Annotated in this window: 23 protein-coding genes; 19 read left to right on the top strand and 4 right to left on the bottom strand. The window is 40.4% G+C overall.

From position 1 onward, the window contains the following. Positions 1-3 precede the first annotated feature (3 nt). From lpxK to murB, 5 genes are all read left to right on the top strand, one after another. Positions 4-1,062 (top strand): tetraacyldisaccharide 4'-kinase, encoded by a 1,059-nt coding sequence (lpxK, locus tag NKI27_RS09550; protein ID WP_265049426.1) that lies wholly within the window; start codon positions 4-6, stop codon positions 1,060-1,062. A 23-nt stretch (positions 1,063-1,085) separates the two neighbouring features. After that, positions 1,086-1,271, top strand: a complete 186-nt coding sequence (locus tag NKI27_RS09555) for a Trm112 family protein (protein ID WP_265049427.1) — start codon at positions 1,086-1,088, stop codon at positions 1,269-1,271. Between the two features lie 30 nt (positions 1,272-1,301). Further along, complete coding sequence (gene kdsB / locus NKI27_RS09560; protein ID WP_265049428.1) at positions 1,302-2,078, top strand: 3-deoxy-manno-octulosonate cytidylyltransferase; 777 nt, start codon at positions 1,302-1,304, stop codon at positions 2,076-2,078. A 16-nt stretch (positions 2,079-2,094) separates the two neighbouring features. Further along, positions 2,095-2,571: a low molecular weight protein-tyrosine-phosphatase gene (locus NKI27_RS09565; RefSeq protein ID WP_265049429.1), complete on the top strand. Its 477-nt coding sequence runs from the start codon at positions 2,095-2,097 to the stop codon at positions 2,569-2,571. A gap of 139 nt (positions 2,572-2,710) precedes the next feature. Beyond that, positions 2,711-3,721: a UDP-N-acetylmuramate dehydrogenase gene (gene murB / locus NKI27_RS09570; RefSeq protein ID WP_265049430.1), complete on the top strand. Its 1,011-nt coding sequence runs from the start codon at positions 2,711-2,713 to the stop codon at positions 3,719-3,721. A 69-nt stretch (positions 3,722-3,790) separates the two neighbouring features. On the opposite strand, the gene NKI27_RS09575 is transcribed toward murB, so the two are convergent. After that, complete coding sequence (locus NKI27_RS09575) at positions 3,791-4,534, bottom strand: PEP-CTERM sorting domain-containing protein (protein WP_265049431.1); 744 nt, start codon at positions 4,532-4,534, stop codon at positions 3,791-3,793. 242 nt (positions 4,535-4,776) lie between these two features. Then, positions 4,777-6,054, bottom strand: a complete 1,278-nt coding sequence (tviB, locus tag NKI27_RS09580) for a Vi polysaccharide biosynthesis UDP-N-acetylglucosamine C-6 dehydrogenase TviB (protein ID WP_265049432.1) — start codon at positions 6,052-6,054, stop codon at positions 4,777-4,779. A 347-nt stretch (positions 6,055-6,401) separates the two neighbouring features. On the opposite strand from tviB, the gene NKI27_RS09585 reads away from it, so the two are divergent. The 14 genes from NKI27_RS09585 to NKI27_RS09650 all read left to right on the top strand — a co-directional run bounded on the left by NKI27_RS09585 (position 6,402) and on the right by NKI27_RS09650 (position 22,263). Continuing rightward, complete coding sequence (locus NKI27_RS09585; protein WP_265049433.1) at positions 6,402-7,814, top strand: TIGR03013 family XrtA/PEP-CTERM system glycosyltransferase; 1,413 nt, start codon at positions 6,402-6,404, stop codon at positions 7,812-7,814. A 126-nt stretch (positions 7,815-7,940) separates the two neighbouring features. Then, entirely contained in the window at positions 7,941-8,573 is a 633-nt protein-coding gene (locus tag NKI27_RS09590; protein WP_265049434.1) for an XrtA/PEP-CTERM system exopolysaccharide export protein, read from the top strand. Between the two features lie 22 nt (positions 8,574-8,595). Continuing rightward, the gene (locus tag NKI27_RS09595) at positions 8,596-10,113 is read left to right on the top strand and encodes an XrtA system polysaccharide chain length determinant (protein ID WP_265049435.1); all 1,518 of its coding nucleotides are present in this window, start codon (positions 8,596-8,598) and stop codon (positions 10,111-10,113) included. Then, positions 10,106-10,999, top strand: coding sequence for a P-loop NTPase family protein (locus NKI27_RS09600; RefSeq protein WP_265049436.1), 894 nt, complete (start codon positions 10,106-10,108; stop codon positions 10,997-10,999). Before NKI27_RS09595 ends, NKI27_RS09600 begins: the two co-directional genes overlap by 8 nt. Then, positions 10,992-12,290 (top strand): outer membrane beta-barrel protein, encoded by a 1,299-nt coding sequence (locus tag NKI27_RS09605; RefSeq protein WP_265049437.1) that lies wholly within the window; start codon positions 10,992-10,994, stop codon positions 12,288-12,290. The genes NKI27_RS09600 and NKI27_RS09605 overlap by 8 nt, the downstream gene beginning before the upstream one ends. Positions 12,291-12,402: 112 nt before the next feature. Further along, positions 12,403-13,305: an XrtA system polysaccharide deacetylase gene (locus NKI27_RS09610; RefSeq protein ID WP_265049438.1), complete on the top strand. Its 903-nt coding sequence runs from the start codon at positions 12,403-12,405 to the stop codon at positions 13,303-13,305. After that, a complete protein-coding gene (locus tag NKI27_RS09615; RefSeq protein ID WP_265049439.1) occupies positions 13,306-14,454 on the top strand; it encodes a glycosyltransferase family 2 protein in 1,149 nt (382 codons plus the stop codon). A 3-nt stretch (positions 14,455-14,457) separates the two neighbouring features. Then, positions 14,458-15,588, top strand: a complete 1,131-nt coding sequence (locus tag NKI27_RS09620; RefSeq protein ID WP_265049440.1) for a glycosyltransferase — start codon at positions 14,458-14,460, stop codon at positions 15,586-15,588. Beyond that, positions 15,585-16,925, top strand: a complete 1,341-nt coding sequence (locus NKI27_RS09625; protein ID WP_265049441.1) for a phenylacetate--CoA ligase family protein — start codon at positions 15,585-15,587, stop codon at positions 16,923-16,925. Before NKI27_RS09620 ends, NKI27_RS09625 begins: the two co-directional genes overlap by 4 nt. Before the next feature lie 29 nt (positions 16,926-16,954). Beyond that, a complete protein-coding gene (locus NKI27_RS09630) occupies positions 16,955-17,848 on the top strand; it encodes a glycosyltransferase family 2 protein (protein WP_265049442.1) in 894 nt (297 codons plus the stop codon). Positions 17,849-17,857: 9 nt separating this feature from the next. Next, complete coding sequence (locus tag NKI27_RS09635; protein WP_265049443.1) at positions 17,858-18,838, top strand: polysaccharide deacetylase family protein; 981 nt, start codon at positions 17,858-17,860, stop codon at positions 18,836-18,838. 4 nt (positions 18,839-18,842) lie between these two features. Then, positions 18,843-19,958 (top strand): glycosyltransferase, encoded by a 1,116-nt coding sequence (locus NKI27_RS09640; protein ID WP_265049444.1) that lies wholly within the window; start codon positions 18,843-18,845, stop codon positions 19,956-19,958. A 3-nt stretch (positions 19,959-19,961) separates the two neighbouring features. Beyond that, the gene (locus NKI27_RS09645; RefSeq protein ID WP_265049445.1) at positions 19,962-21,218 is read left to right on the top strand and encodes a hypothetical protein; all 1,257 of its coding nucleotides are present in this window, start codon (positions 19,962-19,964) and stop codon (positions 21,216-21,218) included. A gap of 58 nt (positions 21,219-21,276) precedes the next feature. Continuing rightward, positions 21,277-22,263 carry a glycosyltransferase gene (locus tag NKI27_RS09650; RefSeq protein WP_265049446.1) on the top strand — a complete coding sequence of 329 codons (987 nt, stop codon included), beginning with the start codon at positions 21,277-21,279 and terminating at the stop codon, positions 22,261-22,263. Between the two features lie 372 nt (positions 22,264-22,635). Here the strand turns inward: NKI27_RS09650 and NKI27_RS09655 are convergent, their stop codons facing one another. After that, positions 22,636-23,679 (bottom strand): hypothetical protein, encoded by a 1,044-nt coding sequence (locus NKI27_RS09655; protein ID WP_265049447.1) that lies wholly within the window; start codon positions 23,677-23,679, stop codon positions 22,636-22,638. Between the two features lie 88 nt (positions 23,680-23,767). Then, positions 23,768-25,081 (bottom strand): O-antigen ligase family protein, encoded by a 1,314-nt coding sequence (locus NKI27_RS09660; protein ID WP_265045853.1) that lies wholly within the window; start codon positions 25,079-25,081, stop codon positions 23,768-23,770. Positions 25,082-25,384 lie beyond the last annotated feature (303 nt).

The following is a 25,384-nucleotide window of genomic DNA, read 5'->3' on the forward strand; positions in this document are numbered from 1 at the left end:
TAAATGTCTCTATTGTCTGAAGCGGTCACTCAAGCGTGGTATCAAAATAAAAAGTGGATATGGCTACTGCTGCCATTAACGGTAATATTCTGGTTAATTAGCCACTTTAGACGAGTATGTTTCAGGTTAGGGTGGTTCAAGAGCGTAAAAGTTGATGCTCCCGTGATTATCGTTGGTAACATATCGGTAGGGGGGACAGGCAAATCGCCGCTCACCGGGTATTTAGTCAGCGAACTCAAGCAACGAGGCTTTTGTCCGGGTGTTGTGAGTAGGGGGTATGGCGGGCAAAGCGACCACTATCCGTTAATCGTAGATCAAAACTCAAGCGCGTCAGAAGTGGGTGACGAACCGGTTATGCTCTATCAAATGACCCAATGCCCTGTTGCTGTAGATCCTATTCGATCAAGAGCAGCTAAACGACTCTGTGATGACCATAGTTGCGATGTTATCCTCTGTGATGATGGTTTACAGCATTATGCGCTCTCAAGAGACATAGAGCTTTGTGTGATTGATGGTAAGCGTGGGTTAGGTAATGGGTTTTTACTTCCTGCAGGGCCATTAAGGGAGTCTTATTCACGCATACGTGATGTCGATTTTGTGATTGTTAATGGTAAAAACGAACGATTAAACCTAGAAGCGTTAAGCGATAAGGGTGCAGGTGTTGCCACACTAAATGGCACTCCGGCTTACGAAATGACATTGAGGCCGACAGCATTAATAAACGTATTTAATGGCAGTCAGTTAGCAATAGAAACACTACAGGGGCTAGATATTCATGCGATGGCGGGTATTGGCAACCCCGAACGATTTTTTGCAGCACTTAGAAGCTTAGGGGCCAATGTCACCGCTCAAGGGTTTTCAGATCATCATGACTTCACTCAAAATGACTTTAGTTTTGAAGACAAAAAACCAATCGTGATGACCCATAAAGACGCCGTTAAGTGTCGAGCACTATTTACTGAGTCAGAGCCAGATAATTTCTGGTATTTGCCGGTCAGTGCAGATATTAATAAACAATTTATCGACCAGCTATGTGAGCGGTTGGCTTTATTATCGCAATAACTTGATTTACACCCGGAGAAGAAATGGACAAGAAACTATTAGCTATTCTCGCATGCCCTATATGTAAGGGTGACGTGACCTATGATAGAGAAAAAGAAGAGCTGCTTTGTCGTGCAGATGGCGTTGCTTTCCCAATAAAAGACGGAATACCCGTCATGTTGGACTCAGAAGCGAGAACCTTAACCACCGACGAAAAGTTGGGTAAATAGTTAACTGTCACCTTAATATTAGAGCCTATTATGTCATTTTCAGTTGTCATTCCTGCGCGTTACGCATCTAGCCGTTTACCGGGTAAGCCGTTGCTCGATATAGCCGGCAAACCGATGATACAGCATGTATATGAACAAGCATGCTTATCAGAAGCGCATGAAGTCATTATTGCCACGGATGATGAGCGAATCAAAACCGTATGCGAAGCCTTTGGCGCGAAAGTTGTGATGACATCCCCCGATCATCCATCGGGTACTGATAGGCTTGAAGAGGTTGTATCTCAGTTAGGATACTACCTTGATGATATTGTGGTTAATGTGCAAGGCGACGAGCCGTTAATTCCCCCTCGCATCATCAACCAAGTTGCGCATAACCTAGCAGCAGAGCAAGAAGCCAGTATTGCCACCCTTTGTGAAGATATCAACGATATTGAAAGTGTGGTAAACCCTAATGTGGTTAAAGTGGTATTTGACGAAAAAGGGTTAGCTTGTTACTTCAGTCGAGCGCCTATTCCATGGACGCGAGACCACTTCGGTAATCTTGCTGATATTCGTGAAAAAGGAATGCCAGAAGGCGTAAACTACTACCGACATATCGGTATCTACGCTTACCGTGTTAAGTTCCTTAAAGCCTATGTAAAATGGGACCCGTGCCCCTTAGAATTGGCTGAGTGTCTAGAGCAGCTACGCGCACTCTGGAATGGTGAAAAAATACACGTATCCATCGCTGATGAACAGCCACCAGCAGGTGTGGATACGCAAGAAGACTTAGATAGAATTAGAGAAATAATTCAGCTAAAAACGTAAAAAGGTTAGTGGTTTCATGGTAAAAGTATTGTTCGTGTGCCTAGGTAATATTTGCAGATCACCCACAGCTCATGGTGTATTTGACGCATTGCTTAAAAGCGAAGGGTTAGCTGATAAAGTCGCCGTAGACTCAGCAGGCACAGCCGCCTGGCACATAGGAAAAACACCCGATAACCGATCCCAAGCAGCCGCTAAAAATAGAGGGGTTGATTTGTCTTATATAAGAGCCAGACAAGTAGAGGCAAGTGATCTAGATGAGTACGACTACGTACTCGCAATGGATAAAAGCAATCTTGAAAACCTAACCGAATTATCCACACCTGAAAATCGAAATAAGGTCAAACTGTTTTTAGAATACGCCCAACACCACATAGAAAGCGAAGTGCCAGACCCCTATTATGGCGGTGCTAAAGGGTTTAATACCGTATTGGATTTAGTTGAAGATGCAAGTGCAGGATTGCTGGACGATATAAAGAAAAGGCATTTGTCCTAATTTTAAGCATTAAATGTAGGCCAGGTTTCTCTGAAGCACCTACTTTTGGTCGCCCGACGCGGAGCTTATTCAACACCTATTTAAAGATTAGCATCAAGTTTGCGCTTGCATAGAGTATCTACAATTAATGACCGACACTATGAAATATGAAAAAAACGTAGATTTAACATCTCTAAATACCCTTAATATTCAATCAATTGCAGAATACTTCTACGAGGTTTATGATGTCAGTCAGTTGATCGAGGCGCTCAGTTTCGCGCGCGCTAACAACCTAGGTGTTCAAATATTAGGCGGCGGTAGCAATGTCATACTGCCTTCTGTTGTTTCAGGGGTTGTTATTCGCATGGCGATAGCGGGGCGAGAGCTAAAGCCTATTAATAGCTCGATTGCCGACTTCATTGTCGGGGCAGGCGAAGACTGGCATGAGTTTGTGTTATACACATTACAACAAGGCTACCCTGGGCTAGAAAACCTCTCCCTCATACCTGGTACTGTCGGTGCTGCGCCTGTTCAAAATATTGGTGCATACGGTGTTGAAGTTAAAGATATGCTCACTGAAGTTACCGTTATTGATGTTGAGTCAGACGGTTTAGAACAGTACACGCTACAAAACGAGCAGTTAGACTTTGAATACCGAAATAGCCTCTTAAAGAAAAACCCTGGAAAATATGTCATTACATCCGCTACATTTAGGCTCGATAAACACGCCCCGCTAAAAACTACCTACGGTGACATTGCTGAAAGGCTCGTTGATACCGAGATTAGTGCCTTAACCGTCAGTAATGCCGTTATAGCTGCCAGAAAAAGTAAGTTACCTGATGTGCTTGATATACCGAATGCGGGTAGCTTCTTTAAAAACCCTATTGTCAGTCACGATAAACTGCAGCAGCTTAAAATTAAACACCCGAAGGTTATTAGTTATAAAGTAGATGAGAGTAGTTACAAACTAGCGGCGGGGTGGTTAATACAAGAAGCTGGATGGAAAGGCTACCGCAATGAGAAAGTAGGGGTTCATGCTAAGCAGGCATTGGTGCTTGTTAACCATAATCACGGAGTATCTGAAGATATTTTGGGGTTGGCAAAAAAAATAAGCGTGTCTGTTGAGTCGATGTTTGGTGTAGCGTTAGAAATAGAGCCTGTCGTCATCTAGTGTTTAACTGCCATAAAAAAACCCCAACTAAAAGTCGGGGTTTTTTATCTGCTTAATTAACGGTACTAATTAAGCTTGCTTCTTACGACGTGCCATACCAGCACCTAGTAGACCAAGGCCTAATAGAGCAACACTGCTAGGCTCTGGAACCTTACCAACGATAATATCGTCGATTCCCCAACCGTCATTTGTAGACCATGAACCGTCAGCAAGTTTGTTTTTAAATACAACTTGTGCGTAGGTTACGCTTGGGTCGAAGTGAGCAGTAACATATTGTAAGTTACCATCTGCAGCATCACCTAAAAGATCAAGTGTAGTGCTAGTGCCATCCTTGAATTTAATATCAAGAAATGCTGATACATCACCAACGTCACTTAATAAAAAGCCAACGTCACTGAAAGATCCAATTGGGTCAAGCTCTAGATCCCAAACAACTCTTGTTGAATCGTTGCTATCTAAGTAGTTCTTGCCACCAACAGTTCCGTTTTTACGGCCTGTAAAAATGGTAGTGTTTTCGTCAGCAAGAGCAAGTGTCTTACCGTATTGGCCAAGCGTTCCGTCGGTAGTGTTTGCAGATCTGAACTTACCTACAGATGTGTTAACACTAACACCACTGTTATCAAGTCCACCTGTCACAGTAGTGAAGCCTGTTTCGAAGTCTTCAATAGTTGCGCCTGAGTTAAAATAGCTCTGGTACTGCGCGCTGTAAGCAAGTACTTCGGCATCAGTGCCTGTAAATACGTTAGCGACAACGGCTGCGTTTGTTGCTGCTGAAGCGGCTGTAATAGCTGCTGCAAGAAGTAGTCTTTTCATGGCCTTAAATCCTTTTTAATTATGGTGTAAATATACAACAAGGTATAAGCAGTAATGATGCCAATTATTTAAAGTATACTATTATCAATGGTTTGCTGTTATTAATATGTTGTGCTTAATGGGTGGGTGTAAATTAATTCGACATGCTTGGGTGAAAGTAGGGAGAGCGAAATATTGAGGAGGAAAAACAAACAAAGGGCGACAGGTTCGCTCTTTGTTTGAGGTGGGGCGGGGTGTTGCTATTAAAGTCTTGCGTCTATTAAGTCTTTATCAAGCAGCGATTTCACATCATAAAGAACAGAGTCTTTTTTGCCGAGTGCCTTAATAGACTCTGTGCCCATTGCTTTAAATTCATCGTGTGAGACGGCAAGAATAACCGCATCGTATGCACTGTTTTCAGGTTTGGTTAGCAGGTCATAGCCATACTCGTCTTTAACTTGTTCTTTGTTTGCCCAAGGGTCATAAATATCAACGTTAGCGTGATAGGTTTGAAGTTCTTCAACGATATCGATTACGCGTGTATTACGAATGTCTGGGCAGTTTTCTTTAAAGGTAAGGCCAAGAATCAGTACTTTTGAGTCTGCGACATGAATCTTTCGTTTCATCATGAGTTTTACAACCGACCCTGCAATGTGGGCACCCATTTGATCGTTAATTCGTCTACCTGAAAGAATAACTTCTGGGTGGTAGCCAATAGCCTGTGCTTTGTGTGTGAGGTAATACGGGTCAACACCAATACAGTGGCCGCCAACTAAACCTGGTCGAAATGGAAGAAAGTTCCATTTGGTGCCGGCTGCTTCTAATACTTCTAGTGTATCAATGCCAAGTTTATTGAATATAAGTGATAATTCGTTAACTAAAGCAATGTTAACGTCGCGCTGTGTGTTTTCGATAACTTTTGCAGCTTCAGCCACTCTAATGCTGCTTGCTAAATGAGTGCCGGCTGTAATGACTGACTTATAAAGGTTATCTACAAACTCGGCGGCTTCAGGTGTGGAGCCGGAAGTGACCTTAAGTATGTTGGTGACGCGGTGCTCTTTATCGCCAGGGTTGATTCGTTCAGGGCTATAACCAGCAAAAAAGTCGACATTGTATTTGAGCCCTGAAACAGCCTCAAGAACAGGGATGCATTCTTCTTCAGTCGCGCCAGGGTAGACAGTAGATTCATATATAACAGTATCGCCCTTCTTTAAAGCGGCACCAATTGTTTTGCTGGAGCTAATTAGGGGGGTTAAATCAGGTGTTTTAAATTCATCGATAGGCGTGGGTACAGTAACAATAAACACATTGCAGTCTTTAATGTCATCAACTGAGCTTGTGAATACGAGTTGCTCTGCGCTCGCTAATAGCTCCGGTTCTACTTCAAGGGTTGAGTCAACGCCGCTTTGTAGTTCTTTAATACGCGGTTGGTTAATATCGAAACCAACAGTTTTGTATTTCTTACCAAATTCTACGGCAAGCGGAAGGCCTACATAACCAAGTCCGATTAAGCATATCTTTATGCTGTTGAGATCCTTCATGAAGTGTTAGCTCCTGCGTTAAAACGTATTAGCTTGTCTGGTAATGAAAGCTATCTACAAAAAAATGAAGCGATTATATATGACAATCTATGGGCTTCGTAAGTTAAAAACCAAAATAAACAGTAAAACCGGCGTTATGTGTGTATTAATCTGTAAGGGTGTACCAAAAAAATAGCCTAGCCTGTAAATAGTGTGTTGAATTTGTAAAAAATTGAAAACAAAGGCAATTACAAATTGCATTATTAATGTAGCGCTATAGAATTGTCTTCCAGAATGGTATGTCTTAAGTTAAAGCTCAAAACCTTAAGGCAATGTTGACAATGGATTACCGCTAACTAGGAGTTTAAGTGGCTCATATACGAGTTTTTAAACATTACGTTCATCTTCCTTTTTTAATGCTCGGTCTGATTGATTTCAGTGTCTTGATGGCCTCATTCTATATCTCTACTTTTTTCTTATTTTTCACCCATGCGGGTTTGTTTTTTCAGTATTGGGATCAGGTGATATATTCAGCTATCTTTTATACGCTGCTTATACAGCTCATCATGGTCGCCACCGGCGTATATGAGTCTCAGATAGAAGAGGGACTCAGTGGTATGATGCTTAGAAGTATTTTAAGTATTATTTTAGCTATCGCCATGTTGTCGTTTTTTGTTTATATCTCAGGTGACACCCTTTGGTACTTTACTAAAGGGCAATTATCATTAGCGTCAGTTATCGCTATTTTTAGCATCGGTATTTTTCGCGCTTTGTTTTTCCTCTTTGCGCACGAAGGGCTCTTTAAGCGTCGAGTTTTAGTGTTGGGGGCTGGTCATCGTGCACGAAACTTAGCGACAGACCTTACCGCACCACTCGACAGAAAAGGGTTTGATATTGTCGGCTATATCGCAATGTCAGATGAAGAGATTAAAGTTGATAAGAACCTGATCTTAACGTCCCCCGATAATATTCAGCAATATGCAGAAGCGAACAACATAGAAGAAATCGTTGTAGCGGTTGATGATCGTCGCAAAACGCTCCCTCTAGATGATCTTCTAAATTGTAAAATGATGGGTATCAATGTTATTGATGGTTCAAGTTTTTATGAACGAGAAAGTAAAAAAGTGCCACTTGAAATGATCCAGCCCAGTTGGATGATTTTCTCAGACGGGTTTAACGTGGGAAGCTTTAATGCGTTTATTCGTCGCTCGTTCGATGTGTTTGCCAGTTTGCTGCTTTTACTGGTGTCTTGGCCGCTTATGCTAATTACCATGCTATGTATTAAGCTCGAAGACGGGCTAAGAGCGCCTATTATTTATAGCCAAGAGCGTGTCGGGCTAAACGGACGATCATTCTTTGTGCATAAATTCAGAAGCATGCGAACAGATGCGGAGAAAAAGGGTGAGGCAATATGGGCTCAAAAAAATGACACCCGCGTAACCCGAGTCGGTGAATTTATACGAAAAGTTAGAATTGATGAACTGCCACAGATTTTCAATGTGCTCGTAGGCGATATGTCATTTGTAGGCCCGAGACCAGAAAGACCCGTATTTGTTAACCAGCTTAATGAAAATATACCGTATTACAGCGAGCGTCACCGCGTAAAACCAGGTATTACGGGTTGGGCGCAGCTCTGTTTTGCTTACGCTGATAGCGAAGAAGACAGTAGAGAAAAGTTACAATATGATCTTTACTACATAAAGAATCAAAGCTTATTGCTCGATATACTCATACTGATTCAAACAGTAGAAGTCGTATTATTTAAAAAAGGATCACGATAGCGCGCGCGATTTTCACACCAGCGCTTATCTTTAAATCTATCAATTGAAAGCAGTATCAATATACTGACAAACCAATTACTGAGTGGTGTTTATAAGCGCCAACTATAAATAGAAAGGGGTTTATTAATGAAAAGGAACACATTAAACATCGCGCTCTTATCAAGCGTTATCGCACTAACAGGTTGTGCAGGTAACCAGTTTTCGTCTGATGCACAGATCGAAGAAGCGCTAAACTCTAAAGCTGAGTTAATTACAGAATACAAGTTAGGCCCCACTGATGTTGTCAATATCAGCGTTTGGCGTAACTCAGATCTTTCTATTAGTGTTCCTGTTAGACCAGACGGTATGATTTCTGTGCCTTTGGTGGGTGACATTGCTGCTAGTGGTAAAACACCTGAGCAATTAGCGCAAGATGTAGCTGATGCGATTGCTGAATTTGTTAAAAACCCAAAGGTGAGTGTTGTTGTTACCAATATGGGTAGTTACGAATACATTGGTCGTGTACGGGTAACGGGTGCTGTTAATAGTGCTGTATCGGTTCCTTACCGAGAGGGTATGACCATTATGGACTTGGTATTAAACGCAGGCGGCTTAAATAACTTCGCAGCAGGCAATGACGCAGGGTTATATCGTAAAGTGGGTGATACAGTAGTCGCTATCCCTGTTAAGTTAGATGACATACTGCTTAAAGGCGATATCTCAACCAACTACACAGTAAACCCAGGTGACATTATCACCATCCCAGAAAAAACATTTTAATTTAATTGGTTGGAATTGATTAATGCAGGCTCCTTTAGGTAGTGTTTTAAGGGAAATTATTCGCGAACTACGAGACCGAAAATGGTCTTGTTTGTTAGTGTTTATGTTAGTGAGCGCACTAGGATTAGTGGTCGGTATTTTTTGGCCACACCAGTACAGCGCATCCGTCACCATCTATATTGATGATCAAAATATTATCACGCCGTTGATGAAAGGCTCTGCTGTACAGGCGAAATCGAAAGATAAAGTCGCCGAAGCTACTGATATTATATTAGGCAGGAAGAGTTTAGGTCGGTTAGTGGACTATATTGAAAGCTCACAACAAAAAGACCTAGACGAAGCGCAGCGTGAAAAAGAAATTTTGCGTCTAAGAGGGTCGATTAACATCAGGAAAAAAGGCCGTCAATTTTTTGAAATCACCTATACCGATAGAAAGCCTGATGTCGCCTTTTTAGTGACACAAAAGATTGGCCAGTTATTCTTGGAAATACAAGAAGAGAACAGGCGAGAAGAAAGTAGAAATGCATATGCTTTTGTCGACAAGCAAGTTAAAGCCTATCAGTCTCAGTTAAGTCAGTCTGAAGATCGACTACGTCAATTTTTGACAGAGAACGCAGACGGAACAGAGTCAGGTGTGCAAAACAAAATCTCTCAGTTGAAATCTCAAATTGAGTTGGCTGAATTACAGCAAGAAGAGTTGATCTCCCAACGAGAATCTATTCGAAAACAGCTACGAGGTGTTAATGCCTCTATTTCTAATAAAGTCGTTTCTGATAAAAATAACGACCGTATTAAAGCGCTTCAAGACAGGCTAGAAGTGTTACAGCTGTCGTACCATGACTCTTACCCTGATATTGTTGCGCTTAAAAAGCAAATTGAAGGCATTGTAGAAGAAGCAAAGGAAAATAAAGATAAGCCGCGTAGTGACGAAGAAATTGTCAGCTATGAAAACCCGCTGTATGTCGAATTATCAAGTCAGCGAGCGAAAACGGATACAGCCATCACAGCCGTAAAAACACGCATAGATTCCCTTAATAATCTATTAAACAAAACCATGTTAAGAATGGAAAAGGTTCAGCAAAATAAAGCTGAATTAGCCGAACTTACAAGAGATACAGATGTTAATAGAAATATCTATAACGACCTATTAAGGCGCAGAGAGACCGCAAGGGTTTCTATGCATTTAAGCTCTGAAGGTCAGGGGGTGAGTTATGTTGTGCATGAGCCAGCGGTTTACCCATTAAAACCTAAAGGGCCTCAGTTTATACACTTTGCATTAGCCTCCATTCTATTAGGCGCGCTTGCCCCTATCGGTTTAGCAGGCGTATATGTGCAGCTCGACCCAAGAATAAGAGATGCATCAACTATACAAGAGAATCTCGAAATACCCGTTTTAGCCACGATTGGCAAAGTAATAACCCCCAGAGAACATCGAAAAGAACGGTTCAAAACGGTGGTGATCTTTATCATAGGCGGATGCTTCGTCACGCTCTATTTAGTCGTAGGTTGGTTAAAATATACAGGAGCTATCAATGCGTAAGGATACAGATAGTCTAGACAACTCAGAAGAGTTGCCGAAAGAGACAGCTGAACACGCTAAGCGCTTAGTAGATGACCCTAAAAGATCAACTGATAACCCTTATGAAGGGTACGAAGTAGAAGGTCAAAGCGATTATTTAGAGCGTTCTAAAGTCCTTGTACCGAGTACGATGGAACTTGGCACGGGTGGTGTTGAAAAATACATCATCAGTAAACAAATCGCTAAAATGGATGAGCCAAGAAACCTCAGTAAAGATGATTTAATTGAAAAGAAGATCATCTTTCCCGACTCGCCAGATAAGGTCACGGTAAACAAGTTTCGAGGCCTAAGAACTAAAATTTTAGAAAAAAGCGGTAATAATAACTTTGCACTATTGGTCGCATCGACTCGTGAGGGAGGAGGTTCATCATTTGTATCGCTCAACTTAGCCGCCGCCTTTGCGTTCGATTCAGGTAAAACAGCACTACTAATAGACTGTAACCTTAGACAACCCACGCTTCATTCACGATTAGACTTGGTACCCGATATCGGTCTAACAGACTTTTTGAATGACCCGAATATGGATATTGCCAGTATTATTTACCCAACGGGCATCCCTCGATTGCGCTTTATACCCGCAGGCACTCGAGCCGAGTATGCCAGTGAGTACTTTTCATCATTTAGAATGAAACAGTTTTTGCACGCGTTAAGAAAGCGATATCCCGATCGTTATATCATCATAGATGCACCAGACTTCGAAACATCACCCGATTCAAGAATCTTATCGGACCTATGTGATTACTCGATGTTAGTCGTCCCACACGGAGTAGTAGGGGAATCTGAAGTTGCCGATGTCGCATCTTCATTAAGCAAGGATAAGTTATTAGGCGTAGTTATCAATGGATAAAAATAATCGGTTAGCTCCTTTATTTGCCAAGTTAAGTTGGGTAACACCCAGTGTACTTTTGAGCGTGTCATTAGTGGCCGGCGTGTCAGCAGACCCCGGCACCCTCGAACTTGGATTAACAACGGAATATACTGATAACGCCCGAAAGTCAGCGTCGGGCGAAGTTGAAGATTATAAGAATAGCGCATCGATTAGGATCAATAAGTCAGACCAGTTTGGGCGTCTAGACTCATCGATCGTAGGTGAACTTGAATATTATACGTACGCCAACGACACCTACTCAAACAACCTTGATAGTAATCTACTCTGGGATGCCAGCTACAATATTCGACCAGGCACCCTAACATGGGGTATATCTGATGAGCTAAGTGAAGTCACCATCGATTCATCAGAAGCCGACACTCCCGATAACCGTACAACCCGTAATATATTCACGACAGGGCCCTCGTATACTAAGCAATTAAGCAAAGTCGACACCCTAAACCTTACCGCTGAGTATCAACGTCTAGATTTTAAAACCGAAGGCGATGACAATGACCGCTATCGTTTTATTTCATCACTCGCTCATCAATTTACAGCCCAGCAGCAAGCATCAATCAATTATGACTGGACTAAAACCCTATTCGGTAGTGATCGAGAACTCTACAGAAACGAACTGTCTCTCTCTTACAGTTACAGCTATTTGACGTACTATTTTAATGGCTCATACGGTATTACCCACCTAAAAGGCAGCACCAGAACCACAACACAAGAAACAGACTCTAACACCTGGAACGCAACACTCAGAACAGACTTAACCCGCACGTCAAACCTTAGCTTAACCTTTAACCGAGAGCTAAATGACACACTAAGCGGCTTTGACCAACGATACGAAGACACCGTTATAAACATATCAACCACATCAGTCGTACTCCTAACTGAATGGTCCGTAAACTACCAAAAGACATTCTCAAATAACGCATCATTTGACGGTAAAATATTTCACAACATCAGCGACTACTTAATCGACAAAAGCTCAGAAGAACGCAACGGAGTAGAACTAGGTTACAGCTACCCACTGTATAGCAGATTAACGCTCGGTTTTAACGCCGAATACGAACAAATAGACTACGACCCCTCAGCACGAGAAGACGAAAAATACGACCTAAGCATCGGCACAAGCTACGAATACATCCGAGACCTATTTTTCACAGTCGAAATAGCAAGAACAGAACAAGAAAGTAACTCACCCACAAACGAATACCAAGAAAACAGAGTAATGCTAGGAGTACGCTACTTCCCATCATTTTAATATTTTAAAATGTAGATCGGGTTTCTCTAATGAGCCTACTTTTGGTAATCCGACACGAACTCAAAACTAACGTTCAAAGCATAACCAACGCAAAAAAAGGCAGGTAACCACTTTGCAAGGATCGCACACGAAGATCAAAAATGCGCTAACCATCGACGTAGAAGACTACTTCCACGTTGCCGCTCTAGCCAAAAGCATCCCGACCTCAAAGTGGGACTCTCTAGAGTGCCGTGTAGAAAAAAATACCGACAAACTACTAGAACTCTTCGCCTCAAAAAACGTCAACGCCACGTTCTTTACCCTCGGCTGGGTTGCAGAGCGTTATCCTCAAATCGTCAAAAAAATTGCAGCCGCCGGCCATGAAGTCGCATCCCACGGCTATAGCCACCAACTCATCTATAACCAAAGCCAAGAGGTCTTCAAAGAAGAAACTCATAAATCAAAAGTCATTCTTGAAGATATCATCCAACAAGACGTTATTGGCTACCGCGCCGCAAGCTACTCCATCACCAATCAATCCAAATGGGCGCTAGACATATTATGCGAGCTAGGCTTTAAATACGATTCCAGTATATTTCCCGTTAAACACGATCTATACGGCATACCAGGAAGCCCACGTTGGCCGTACAAGCTCGAAACTGATCAAAAAAACACCATTGTTGAGTTTCCCATATCGACATTCAATATCGCCAACTACAAACTACCCATCGCAGGCGGTGGTTATTTCAGGCTATTCCCATACTGGTTTACCAAGCTCGGTTTAGGTTCTATCAACCGTGAAAACGAGCCGTTTGTATTTTACTTACACCCTTGGGAAGTCGACCCCGAGCAACCTAAAGTACAAGCCAGTTGGTTTTCTATGTTCAGGCATTACAACAATCTAGACAAATGCTACGCACGACTAGAACAATTATTGAATGACTTCAGCTTTACCACGGTAGAAGACGTGCTAGTAACCAAGCAGTTACTACAAGCACGAGATAAAAATGCAGCATTCGCCGAAGGAGTAAACTAAGTGGAAACGTTATTTTGGTTTAGCTTGGCTTTAGTGGTGTACGTTTACATCGGTTACCCCGTTGTTATCAAGTTTTTAGCCGCTCAGCCTAAAAAAATTGCTGCTGATGACACGCACCAACCGACTGTGTCGATTTTAATCGCCGCCTTTAACGAAGAAAAAGAAATCGAAAGCACCATTAGAAATAAAATGGCGTTAGATTACCCCGCAGAAAAACTAGAAATCATCGTCGTGTCTGATGAATCAGAAGACCGTACTGATGAAATCGTAGAAAGCATTGCGCAAGATTCAGCCATCAGTATCAAGCTGGTGAGACAAGTACCCAGAAAAGGCAAAACCTCAGGGCTTAACCTTATCGTACCCGACGCGACGGGCGACATCATCGTATTCTCAGACGCCAACTCACTGTACGCCCCTGATGCGCTGACACAGCTCGTTAAAAACTTTGCCGACATCGAAGTAGGCTATGTCACCGGTAAAATGGTGTACGCCACAGAAGATGGCTCAATAGTGGGTGATGGCTGCAGTAGCTATATGAAATACGAAAACTGGCTACGTGAACAAGAAACTCAAGTTGGGTCTATTGTCGGTGTTGATGGTGGTATTGATGCCATGCGCCGCGTGCTTTATGAAACCCTAAACGCCGACCAACTGCCAGACTTTGTGCAGCCGCTAAAAGTAGCCGAAAAAGGGTACCGAGTCATTTACGAACCGAATGCACTTTTAAAAGAAGAAGCCTTAGACGACCCTGATCGTGAATACAGCATGAGAGTTCGAGTCTCGTTAAGAGCGCTATGGGCCTTGCATGATATGCGACAACTATTAAACCCCTTTAAACACGGTGTTTTTGCATTTCAGCTAATCTCGCACAAACTACTACGTTATTTAGCCTTTATCCCGCTTATTTGGGTGTTTATTGCTAACTTATACATACTCGATGAAGGCGCTATCTATGTACTCGCCATCATCGGACAGTTAGCGTTTTATGGCCTTGCATACAAAGGCAAACAACACACTGCAGACGATGATGCGCCTGTTTACTATACCTTGCCATATTATTTCACACTCCTAAACGTTGCATGTTTGCATGCTACTTGGCGTTATATCAAAGGTGAAAAGCAAGTGATCTGGAAGCCAAGGGCAGGGTAAGCAATGAGTAAAGTTTATTACCTTATAGATCACTTTAAAGACCCCTATGCCGGTACAGAAGGCCAACTATACGCGCTCATCAAGGCCTTAGTAGCGCAAAAGAAACGCATCGAAGTGGGTGTGTTTCGTGATAGCGAATATATTCAAAGTGGGCAGTTTCCATGCCCGGTTGAAGTGCTAGGCATTACAAAAATGTTTAGCCCTGTCGCCTTTTTTAAACTCGTTCAGTTAGGGTTTTATCTGCGTAAAAATAACTTTAAATTAGTGCATATATTCTTTAACGATGCATCGGTAATCGCCCCCATTGTGCTTAAATGCTTTGGCATAAAAGTCATTATTTCACGCCGCGATATGGGCTTTTGGTATACCGATACGCTTAAAAAGATACTTAGGTTCAATGCGAGCTTTGTAGATGGCTGTATTTGTAATAGTGAAGCGGTAAAACAAATAACCGTTGAGTCAGAAGGTTATAAACCCGATCAAGTACATGTGGTTTATAACGGTTTACCCCCTCACAAGCTCACAGAAGGCTCAACAGAAAACACGCATACAGCTGACGCCGCTGCGACGAACACTGATGATAAGAAAATAATCGGTATAGTCGCCAATATTCGACCTGTAAAACGAATGCAAGACCTCGTAAATGCTTTTGCTATCGTTAAAAAAACAGTCAAACACGCTCAGCTAGTAATTGTGGGTGATGGTGATAACACGGCATTGCTACAACAAGCCACACAACTAGGGGTGGCAGACAGTATCAATTTTGCCGGCGCCCAAAAAGATGTGGCCAAGTATATTACCCAATTTGATGTCGCCGCACTGACATCAGAATCAGAAGGGCTTTCTAACGCGATTATCGAATATATGGTATATGGCAAGCCTGTAGTGTGCAGCCGAGTAGGGGGCAACCCAGAACTGATAGAACAGGGTACCAATGGTTTGTTATATGATGTAGCAGACGTAGATCAGTTAGCCGCGCATCTTACACAACTACTCACAGACCCTAAACTCAGTGAAGCATATGGCCGTAACGGGCGAGCAAAGGTAGAAAAGGAATTCTCGATACAGCAAATGGTCTCTAACACGCTGTCAATTTATTCAAAATACGGTTATTCGGTGGGTCAAAATCAATGATAGAAACGTTATCAAGAACAGTATTTCACCCACTGTGGGATATAAAAGACAACAGCAACAAGCTTAACCACGTTAAAGCGCTAGAAAAATCACAGTGGCTGCCCGCCGAAACGCTAAAGGCTATTCAGTGGAAGAAGCTAAAAGACACCATTGAATACGCGCATCAACATAGCCCATATTATCGTAAGTTGTTTAACACCATAGGTTTAACGCCAGATGATATTAAAACCCCTGAAGATTATTTACGCATACCAGTGACCACAAAGCTCGACATTAGAAACAATACTGATCAGTTTATTAGTGAAGAATACACAAAAGAATCGTTAGTGTTAGCCAAAACAGGTGGCTCAACAGGGGTATCACTTAACTTGTATTTTGATGAAGCGTGTCAGGAACAGCGCAATGCCGCAGCCATTAGAAGTGACCGATGGGCGGGTTGGAACCTAGGTCATAAGCGTGCCGCCCTTTGGGGTAACCCACCTACGCCAACCACCTTCAAGCAAAAAGTGAGGCATCATCTGTTAGATAGAACCATTTATCTCGACACCATGGCGCTAAATAATGACTCAATGGGCGCTTTTGTTGCCCAGTGGCACGAAGAAAAACCTAAATCATTATTCGGCCATGCACATTCTATTTACATGTTCGCAAAATATGTGTCAGCAAATAATATAAAAGACCTACGCCCACAAGCCATTGTCGCAACCTCCATGATGTTATTAGATCATGAACGAGTACTTATCGAATCAGTATTTGAGTGCAAAGTTACCAACCGCTATGGCTGTGAAGAAGTCGGTCTAATAGGCTGTGAGTGTGAACAACATAATGGCATGCACCTTAATACCGATCATCTCTATATTGAATTTTTAGATGACGACAATCAGCCAGTGCCGCCAGGTAAACCAGGCAAAATAATACTGACCGATTTTAACAACAAAGGTATGCCGCTTCTTCGCTATCAAGTTGAAGATATTGGTATTCCAAGTGATCGTAAGTGTAACTGTGGTCGAGGGCTACCGTTAATGGAAGGCTTACAAGGGCGCGTAGCAGACTTTCTAAAAGGGCCTAATGGTTCACTAGTCGCTGGTATATCGCTCGTAGAACGGACCCTAACAGATATTAAAGGGCTAGAGCAAATACAATTAGTACAGCCTGAGTTAAATAGAATTGAAATAAACAGAGTGAAAGGTGTCGATTACGACGAAAACACCGACCCGCTACTGTTAAAAGAATTAAATTCGGTATTTGGGCCTCATATTGAGTGCATCATTAATGATGTGACCGAAATCGCGCAAGAAAATAATGGCAAATATCGTTTTTCGATTTGTAAAGTATAGACGTTTTAACAAGGCAGAATTAGATAAACATGAACAGTAACCCGCTCGTCAGTATTGTATTAGCCAGCTATAACATGGGGCACTATCTACCCGAATCTGTACGTACTGTATTGGCGCAGACCTATGAAAACATCGAAGTGATCATTATTGATGATGGCTCTACCGATGACACAGAAGAACAGATAAAACCATTATTAGCCGATTCGCGCCTTCGTTATATTAAACAAGAAAACCAAGGCCAACCAAAAGCAAAAAACAACGGCATAAAAGCCTGTAAAGGTGAGTATATCGCCTTTTGTGATGGCGATGACCTTTGGGCACCCGATAAACTTGAGTTACAACTACCGCTTTTTAAACAAGACCCAGACGTTGGTGTTGTTTATTCAGAAGTTAGCTATATCGACGACAAAGGCAACCCGCTTGATAAAGAGCAACCTTACGAGCGGTATAGCGGTATGGTAACTGACAAGCTTATTTTAAAAAACTTCATCCCCTTTGGAACGGCCGTTGTAAAAAAACAATGTTTTGACGACATGGGGCTGTTTGATGAAAACCTCCCAATGGGAATCGACTGGGATTTATGGCTACGGTTTTCAACCCGCTATAAAATAATGTACACCCCCGCTAAGACCTATATATACCGAATATGGCCTGGACAAATGTCGTCTAATTACCGTGGTCGTTATCACCATGCCGAACTAATAATGAATAAATTTATTCGTAATTACCCTGGGGTATTGTCACAAAAGCTCATTAACCGTGCATGGTCAGATACCTACAACAGTAAAGGTATGGCCATAGCCAAAGCAGAACAAACCATAAAAGAACCCCTTAGTAATATTGTGACCGCGCTTCGTCACGATATTAAATATATACCGGCATGGAAGTCGTTGGTAAAAATAATCATACGTAGAACGCGTTAGGCAGGGAAGATGAAGTCAGTAAAAAACGTAGCCTATACGATCGGGAAAACACTAGGCGGTGTTAAGGTACTCAAGTACCTGGCACGTAATCATCCGCGCATATTAATGTATCACCGCATACGTGCTACGGCAGAAGGTGATGGCATTCATGTTGATGTTTTTCGACAGCAGATGGAAGTACTAGCAAGAGACTTTAATGTCGTCTCGCTCGAATCGCTATTACAGCTAGCTCATAATAACCAGCCCTTACCCCAGCATGCCGTGGTGATTACCTTTGATGACGGCTATGAAGACTTTTATCTTAATGCCTTCCCCATATTACAGTCGCTTGCGTTACCAGCCACTGTATTTGTGACCACCGGGTTTGTGAGTGATGAAACCTGGCTTTGGCCCGATAAAATAAAATATATGCTCGCAGAATCTCAAATAGACAACCTATTGGTACCTGAACTAAACCAAACCTTTACGCTTAGCCGCGATAAACTACTTGCTTGGCACGGCATAGCTGACTACTGCTTAACGATTCCAAATAAACAAAAAAATCCGTTTATTAACGAACTAGCCATTAAACTTGGCGTAACGCTACCGGTTAGCGCCCCTGACATGTATAAACCCCTCAACTGGGATGAAGTAAAAGCAATGTCAGCTAGCGGCATCGATATTGGCAGCCACTCAGTCACACATCCCGTCATGACAAAATTAGAATTGGCTGATTTGCGTGATGAACTTGAAAACTCAAAGCTCACCATCGAACAAATGCTCAATAAGCCCGTAACAGGGTTTTGTTTCCCTAATGGGTTAAGTGAAGATATTAACGAAGAAGTACAAGGGGAAATCAATAGAGCAGGGTATCAGTATGCGTTAGCGGCGTTTCCTACATTGAACCCATTGGCTGATCGTTGGGCTGTTGGGCGGTACCCCGCTAACCCCGATATATCAGAGTTTGAAAAAATCGTTTATGGGTTTCGTATGCAGAGATTAAGCAATTAATACTATGAAAATACTACATGTAATAGATAGTGGTGGTTTTTACGGTGCAGAGGCCATGCTGGTTGAACTTGCGTTAGAGCAAATAAAGGCTGGCCACTCTGTAACTATATGCAGTATTGGGACGCCCAGTGAACCCGAGAAGCCGATTGAAAAAGTATGTAAAGAGAGAGGCATTAAAGTTTACCCTCTTAGGATGAAAGCAGGGCTAAATCTTTTAGGTGGAATGAATATTGTGAACTATGCCAAGCAGCATGGGTTTGATCTATTCCATAGTCATGGCTATAAAGGGAATATTCTTCTAGGCATTCTTCCAAAGTTTATTAGGGCTATTCCACTTGTTACGACTTTGCATGGTTGGACTTCGACTAGTGGCTTAACAAAAATGAGAATCTATGAAACACTCGATGCGTTACTGCTTCCTCGGATGGATTGTGTGGTTTTGGTTAGTGAGGCAATGCTTAACCGCAAAGAAATTCTAGGCCGGAAACTCAACTACTTGACTGTAATTAGTAATGGAATTTCACAAACTACACCTAGGGTTGATTCAAAAGATGAAATAGTAAAGAAGATAAGGTCCTTGAAAGTAGAAGGGCCAGTCATTGGCTCTGTGGGTCGGCTATCATATGAGAAAGGCTATGACGTATTATTAGAAGCTTTTAAGTTAATTATTATAGATCAACCTAAAGCAATTCTGGTCATTATAGGTGATGGACGATTGAGACAAGAGCTTGAGGAACAAGCAATGAATCTAGAGGTGTTTAAAAACATAATATTTACTGGCTATTTAGATAATGCGGGGAAATATATATCAGAATTTGATGTTTATGTTAATAGTTCTAGAACAGAAGGAACCCCAATTACGCTAGTTGAATGTTTAAGGTCTGGAGTAAAAATAGTAGCTACTAATGTGGGTGGAAATAGAACCGTATTAGATGACGGGGATTTAGGGGAGTTAGTTGAAGAGTGTGATGCTAAATTGGTTGCGAATGCTATACAAACAGCTTTAACTAGAGAATCTGAAGAGCTTGAATTAAAGAGAAAACTCTATTTTAAGGAGCACTATTCATCGGAAAAAATGAATGCTAACTACGAAAAAGCTTATAAAGCTTTGGTTAATTAACACATGATTAACTACTCTAAATTAAATAGATTTATATACACAAAATTTATATATCCAACCCTTTTCTTTGCTCTAAGGCTAGATGTTAAGACTAGCTGGAATCTGTTATCTGAAATAATAGAGGATAAGCCTAAGCTAGAAGGGCATATAAAAAATAAAATAATAGAGCTGACTAATAGTGATTGTGGTTCGTCTCTAGCAGATGTTGAAAGAAAATTATTCCAAATGTCAGTCTTAACGAAGTTTGATTATTCAAAAAAATCAAAAGAAATAAATTACAAAGGGTTAATAAAAAGGCAAACATCAGGGTCTAGCGGAACCCCAAATACTTTCTTTTATACTAAAGAGTGTATTTCTAACCAAATGGCAGTGAGGAAATATGCTTATAGAAAGATGGGAATTGATATTGGTTTTAAAGAAGCTCGGTTTTGGAATTCTAAAAATATAAATATAAAATCAAAAATACAAAATGCTATTTTAAATCGTAGTGTGTTCACGTTTTTAGATAATGAAATGGAGCAGATATCAAAATTTAAACGAATGAACGCAGATTATATTTATGGGTATAGCTCACTTATTTTAAATTCAATTGCAGTTTTTAAAAAACATAAGATCTTACCCCCTCCAGTTAAAGCCATAATTTGCACAGCAGAAGCCGTCACTGATTTTCAAATAGAGCAAATTAGTCAATTTTATAATGCCCCAGTTGCTGTTGAATACGGTTGTACTGAGTTTGATATAGTTGCTTATAAGTTCGGCTCTAAACCATACAAAATAATTAATCCTAATATCCTTATTGAGAATTTAGGAAATAAATCGGTTATTACAGCTTTAGATAATACCAAATTAAAGCTTATTCGCTATGATGTTGGGGATGAAATTGCCTTTGAATTGGATAAAAAATACTATATCGCTGGCGATAATATAACTGAACTATTAGGCCGAACACAAAATCGGATTGTTAAACTTGACGATGGAAGAGAGTTTCACGCAAGTGAATTCTCTAAATTAATGTCAACCATTAATAATAATATTTTCCCTATCCATCTATTCAAGGTAGTTTTGAAAAATGGTGGAATTATAGATTTTAATATCGAACCACAAGATCCATCAGATAGTACAGATCAAAACAAAGCACTAGTAGTTACATATCTTAAAGAAGGGCTGCCGACAGGCCTAACACCAGTAGTTAAGTTCCAATCTATTGATTTGAATAGCGATGGAAAGCATAGCTATTTTTCTACTGAGATGCAGTCGTAACAACGTAAGGCCGGTTAGACCTACACACTTGTTATATTTAAATTGAGTGAACACTATAATGAAGAACGATAATCATCTTTGGGTATGTTGGGAAGATCACCGGCGGTCACGAGAGCTCGCAAAAGCACTTAACTATACTTACACACCACTAATCCATGCTGGTAATAGGTTGAGAAGATATCCTGTTTTAATAGTTAAAACAGTACGCCTTATTAAAGAAAAAAAACCAACGGTTGTAATCTGTCAAAATCCATCAATAGTTCTAACATTTTTACTCTGCTGCCTTAAAAAAATTAATAACTTTAAATTGATTGTTGATCGTCATACTAATTTTAAATTTAAAACTATCAAAAGCTGGAACCCAAAATGGCGAATTTTCCATTTTTTGAGTAAATTGACAATCAAGTATGCAGATTTAACAATCGTGACTAATGAACCTTTGAAAGAGATTGTAGAAGAATGGGGTGGTAAAGGCTTCGTTCTTCAAGATAAGCTACCTGAATTAGACAAAGGTAAAATTACACCGCTTGAGGGTAGGGTTAATATAGCTTTTGTGTGTACCTACAGTGATGATGAACCATATGAGAAAGTAATTAAGCTATTTAATACTCTTCCTGAAGATATTCATTTATATGTTACAGGTAATTTTAATAAGTGGGTTGATTTGGCCGATGGAAAGATAGTAGTCCCTAAAAATGTTCACTTATTAGGCTTTGTTGATGAAGAGCAATACCAGTCTCTTATAAAGTCAGTAGATATTGTTATGGTCTTAACTGATTTAGAATATGTACTTAATTGTGGAGCGTATGAGGCAATTTCAGTTGATAAGCCATTAATACTTTCTGACACCTTAACAATAAGGTCCTATTTTAAATATGGCATCACTTATACTAAGCTTGATGAGTCTAGTTTAGTGCAATCTATTAAAGATTCTGTAAATAACAAAGATAAGCATTCTTGGGATATTATAGACAATAAGATTAGAATGGTAAGTGAGTGGGAAGGGAGAAAAGCAAACTTAGAAGCAGTAGTCAGTAGTTTATAATGAAGTAAAGTAAAATACTGTGCTGTGTGCGTTATGGCCTTCTCGAAAATAAACGCTTAGAAAAAGAGCTGTTAAAGGATAAGAGACAGTTGTTAACTGTTATCGATCTGACAATTATGGGGATAAGTAGTTTATTGTATGTCTTTAATTTTATAATGATAAACTAAACACTGAATTATCAATCGACTCTATCAGTAATTTAAGAGCCGATAATGCGGCCCAATAAAATAAAACCAAGCAACTCATCTTGAAATGTTCCTTGGCGTTTTTTTGATTTATTTAATGCTCTTTATTTTTGACCTTTTTTATAGATTATAGGTAATGAGCAGTTGTACAGTTGAATTCTTTAGCTTCTGATTCTTGTGTTACAGTTTATTCAATCTGTAATGCAGGAGACTGAGGACAGGAAGGGCAAAGCGAAAATCCTGACTTGTTAGCATTTCCATTACCATCAACTATATATAGGTATTTGTCTGACAAGTTCTTAAATGAACCAAAGTTTAATGTAACTCCAATCTTATTATCTTCCCAGTTTTGAATAGGCTGTATTTCTCGGATGGCGTTTATGTCGTTCCAAGTTGCCTTATTAGAAATTTCAACTCTAGCTATTGTTGGAGACGCATATATATCACTAACTTTAAACTCAAAATTTGGGTATTTCTCCGAAACACTTGGGTCAAAACCTAGCAAGTATATATTTAGGCCCTGTGACGTTGTTGATTTCTTGAAGTCTGTTATATTGTGAATTAGTTTGTTATTTGTCCATGCTCGTATAACATTATGATCACCACTTACCCATAACTCCATTCGATTCCATTTTCCAGCATTGCCGCCCCAGTCACCCCAACTCGGTGCTGCGCCAGTATTATAATCGATATCTTTAGCTGTTGCTGTCATATGCATTTGAGTCCATGATATTCTGGTATGCTTACCATCAGATTCATCCCAAACCCTAATAAACTTATTTGAGCCACCGTTTGCAGAGGGGCTCTCATTAGACCAAAACCACCATGTAATATAAATGTTGTCTAGGCCTAAATCTGTTATTTCACTAGGCCATCTAAGAGTACCCCGTCGCTTAGATTCATAAGCTAGGCTGCGCCTAGCTTGTGGCGTTTTATCTAAAGAAAATACAAAAGGTTCTGACCACTGAGAGCCATTTTCTTTCCATGTTTTCCCATTCCCAACGGGTACAACTTTCCCATCAACGTTTTCAGTCGGTTCAATTTGATTGATGACAGTGTCCCATAACACTTGGGGGGATCCTGCGCCGAAATTACTACCAGATATTGATATATTAGCCCCTTCAAGTATTGATCCTTCAATATTCGTAATAGACGGTTGAGCAATTGAGGGTATTGAGATTAACCCAGTTACTAAAGTTAGTGCTAGCCTGACATAAGCCGAAAAGGTCATTGGTTCTTACTCCCAGAAACGTGTTCATTTAACAAATGACTATGCTAACAATATAGCTCATCATCACCTTGTACACTAAAAATATTAGCTAATTTGTGACTTCTTCAGCTAAAGAACTCTCAAGATTGTCTAATATCCGATATATTGAAATCGTTAGTCCGATGGCAAGCCACCAATATATTTCATACAGGTCCATGCCGAATAGACCAAGGGTTAATCGAATCAAGAGAAATAAAACCAATGCTTGACTTGTTGCAGCAAGTATTTTTAATTCTATAGTATTTTCTGAATTACCATTTATTAATTTAGACTTCCCTAATAAATGCTTCGTTTTCGCTATGTTTATTTTATTTAGCTTTATAGTATTATAAACGAGTAAGAAAAAGATGATAAAACCTTGAATTCCAATATTTGTTAAAACCTCAAGGTATAAGTTGTGAGTATCTTGTGTTCGGCCGAATGTATCTGTCCTAACTTTAGGGAATGCAGCAACGCCAACGCCTAGTGGGTGGCTTAAATAAATCTCGATAGCGTCTTCAATAATTTTGAGTCTCGCTCCAGAAGAGTTGCCTTCTTTTTCCTTCCCTGTGAATATCGATTCAAAACGCTCAATATAACTATCGGGTATAAATGAAGCAGAGATAGAAAGTCCAAAGAGCATAATAATTAAATATTTTTTTGAAAGCCCTGTCTTAAAAATAGCGTAAAAAATAACGACTGCCAAGCCTACGTATGCAGTTCTAGAGCCTGAAAAAATTATGATTACCAGTGAGAAAATTGTAAGACACGCAAAGAAAACCTTAATCGTTTTACTGGCTAGTGGAAAAAGAAAGTAAATAAAGGGCAGAGTACCCAACGCCATGCCTGCAAATGAGTTTGGGTGTAGATATAGTGGAGTTGATCCATGGAGTCTCATAATTCCTTGGTTTTGCCAAACTAGCGAACCTGTGTACCAACCTAGAAACCCTTCTTGCCCCATTTTGAAGCATGCGAGTAAAAAAGCAGCCAAAAAAAGTTTGAGAGCCCATGTGTTTCTAATAAAACTACTTATGAATAAGGCAAGCATTGAAAACTTTACTACACGGTCAACAAAAATATCTATTGAATGGGACCGATCATAAGAAAATACAATACTAAAAAGAAGTGTGAATATATACATGTAAATGTAAGGGGTTAAAGGGCTAGGCTTATCCCTAGAATTAGACGCATGAATGACTGCACTTATTATCAGGAATACACCTAAAATAAACTCAAAACGAATCTTGCCAAGGATGTCTACCCTTAAACCCAGCTGTAAGTACCAAGTTATAACATATATACAGGTAAGATAAACAAGAATGGGCTTTACTTGATTGACGCTTCTTTGGCTGGCTTTCTCATGCTTTACATTAATGTTTGTCATCGTAGCGTAAGGGTCTTTATAGTTAACTTTCAGATTAAAAATTTAAATTAGGTACATTTTTGTATTATACCAGAGCTTCACTCTATTAAAGCTTAAAAAACTTATAGCATATATTTACCAACAATGAATTAATCTAAAATAATCCTATATTATCTGTATAATTATTTCAGGTAATACCTCACCCTTACCAACAAACCCGTTTAAGCTTCGTATTAAACAAAAGAGATAAATTGCGTGAATATACTGTTACATATTTTTATACTGTGCGAAAAATTTATAACTAAATGTAAACGTCAGTTAATA

The sequence above is a fragment of the Alkalimarinus alittae genome (assembly GCF_026016465.1).
Taxonomy (GTDB): domain Bacteria; phylum Pseudomonadota; class Gammaproteobacteria; order Pseudomonadales; family Oleiphilaceae; genus Alkalimarinus; species Alkalimarinus alittae.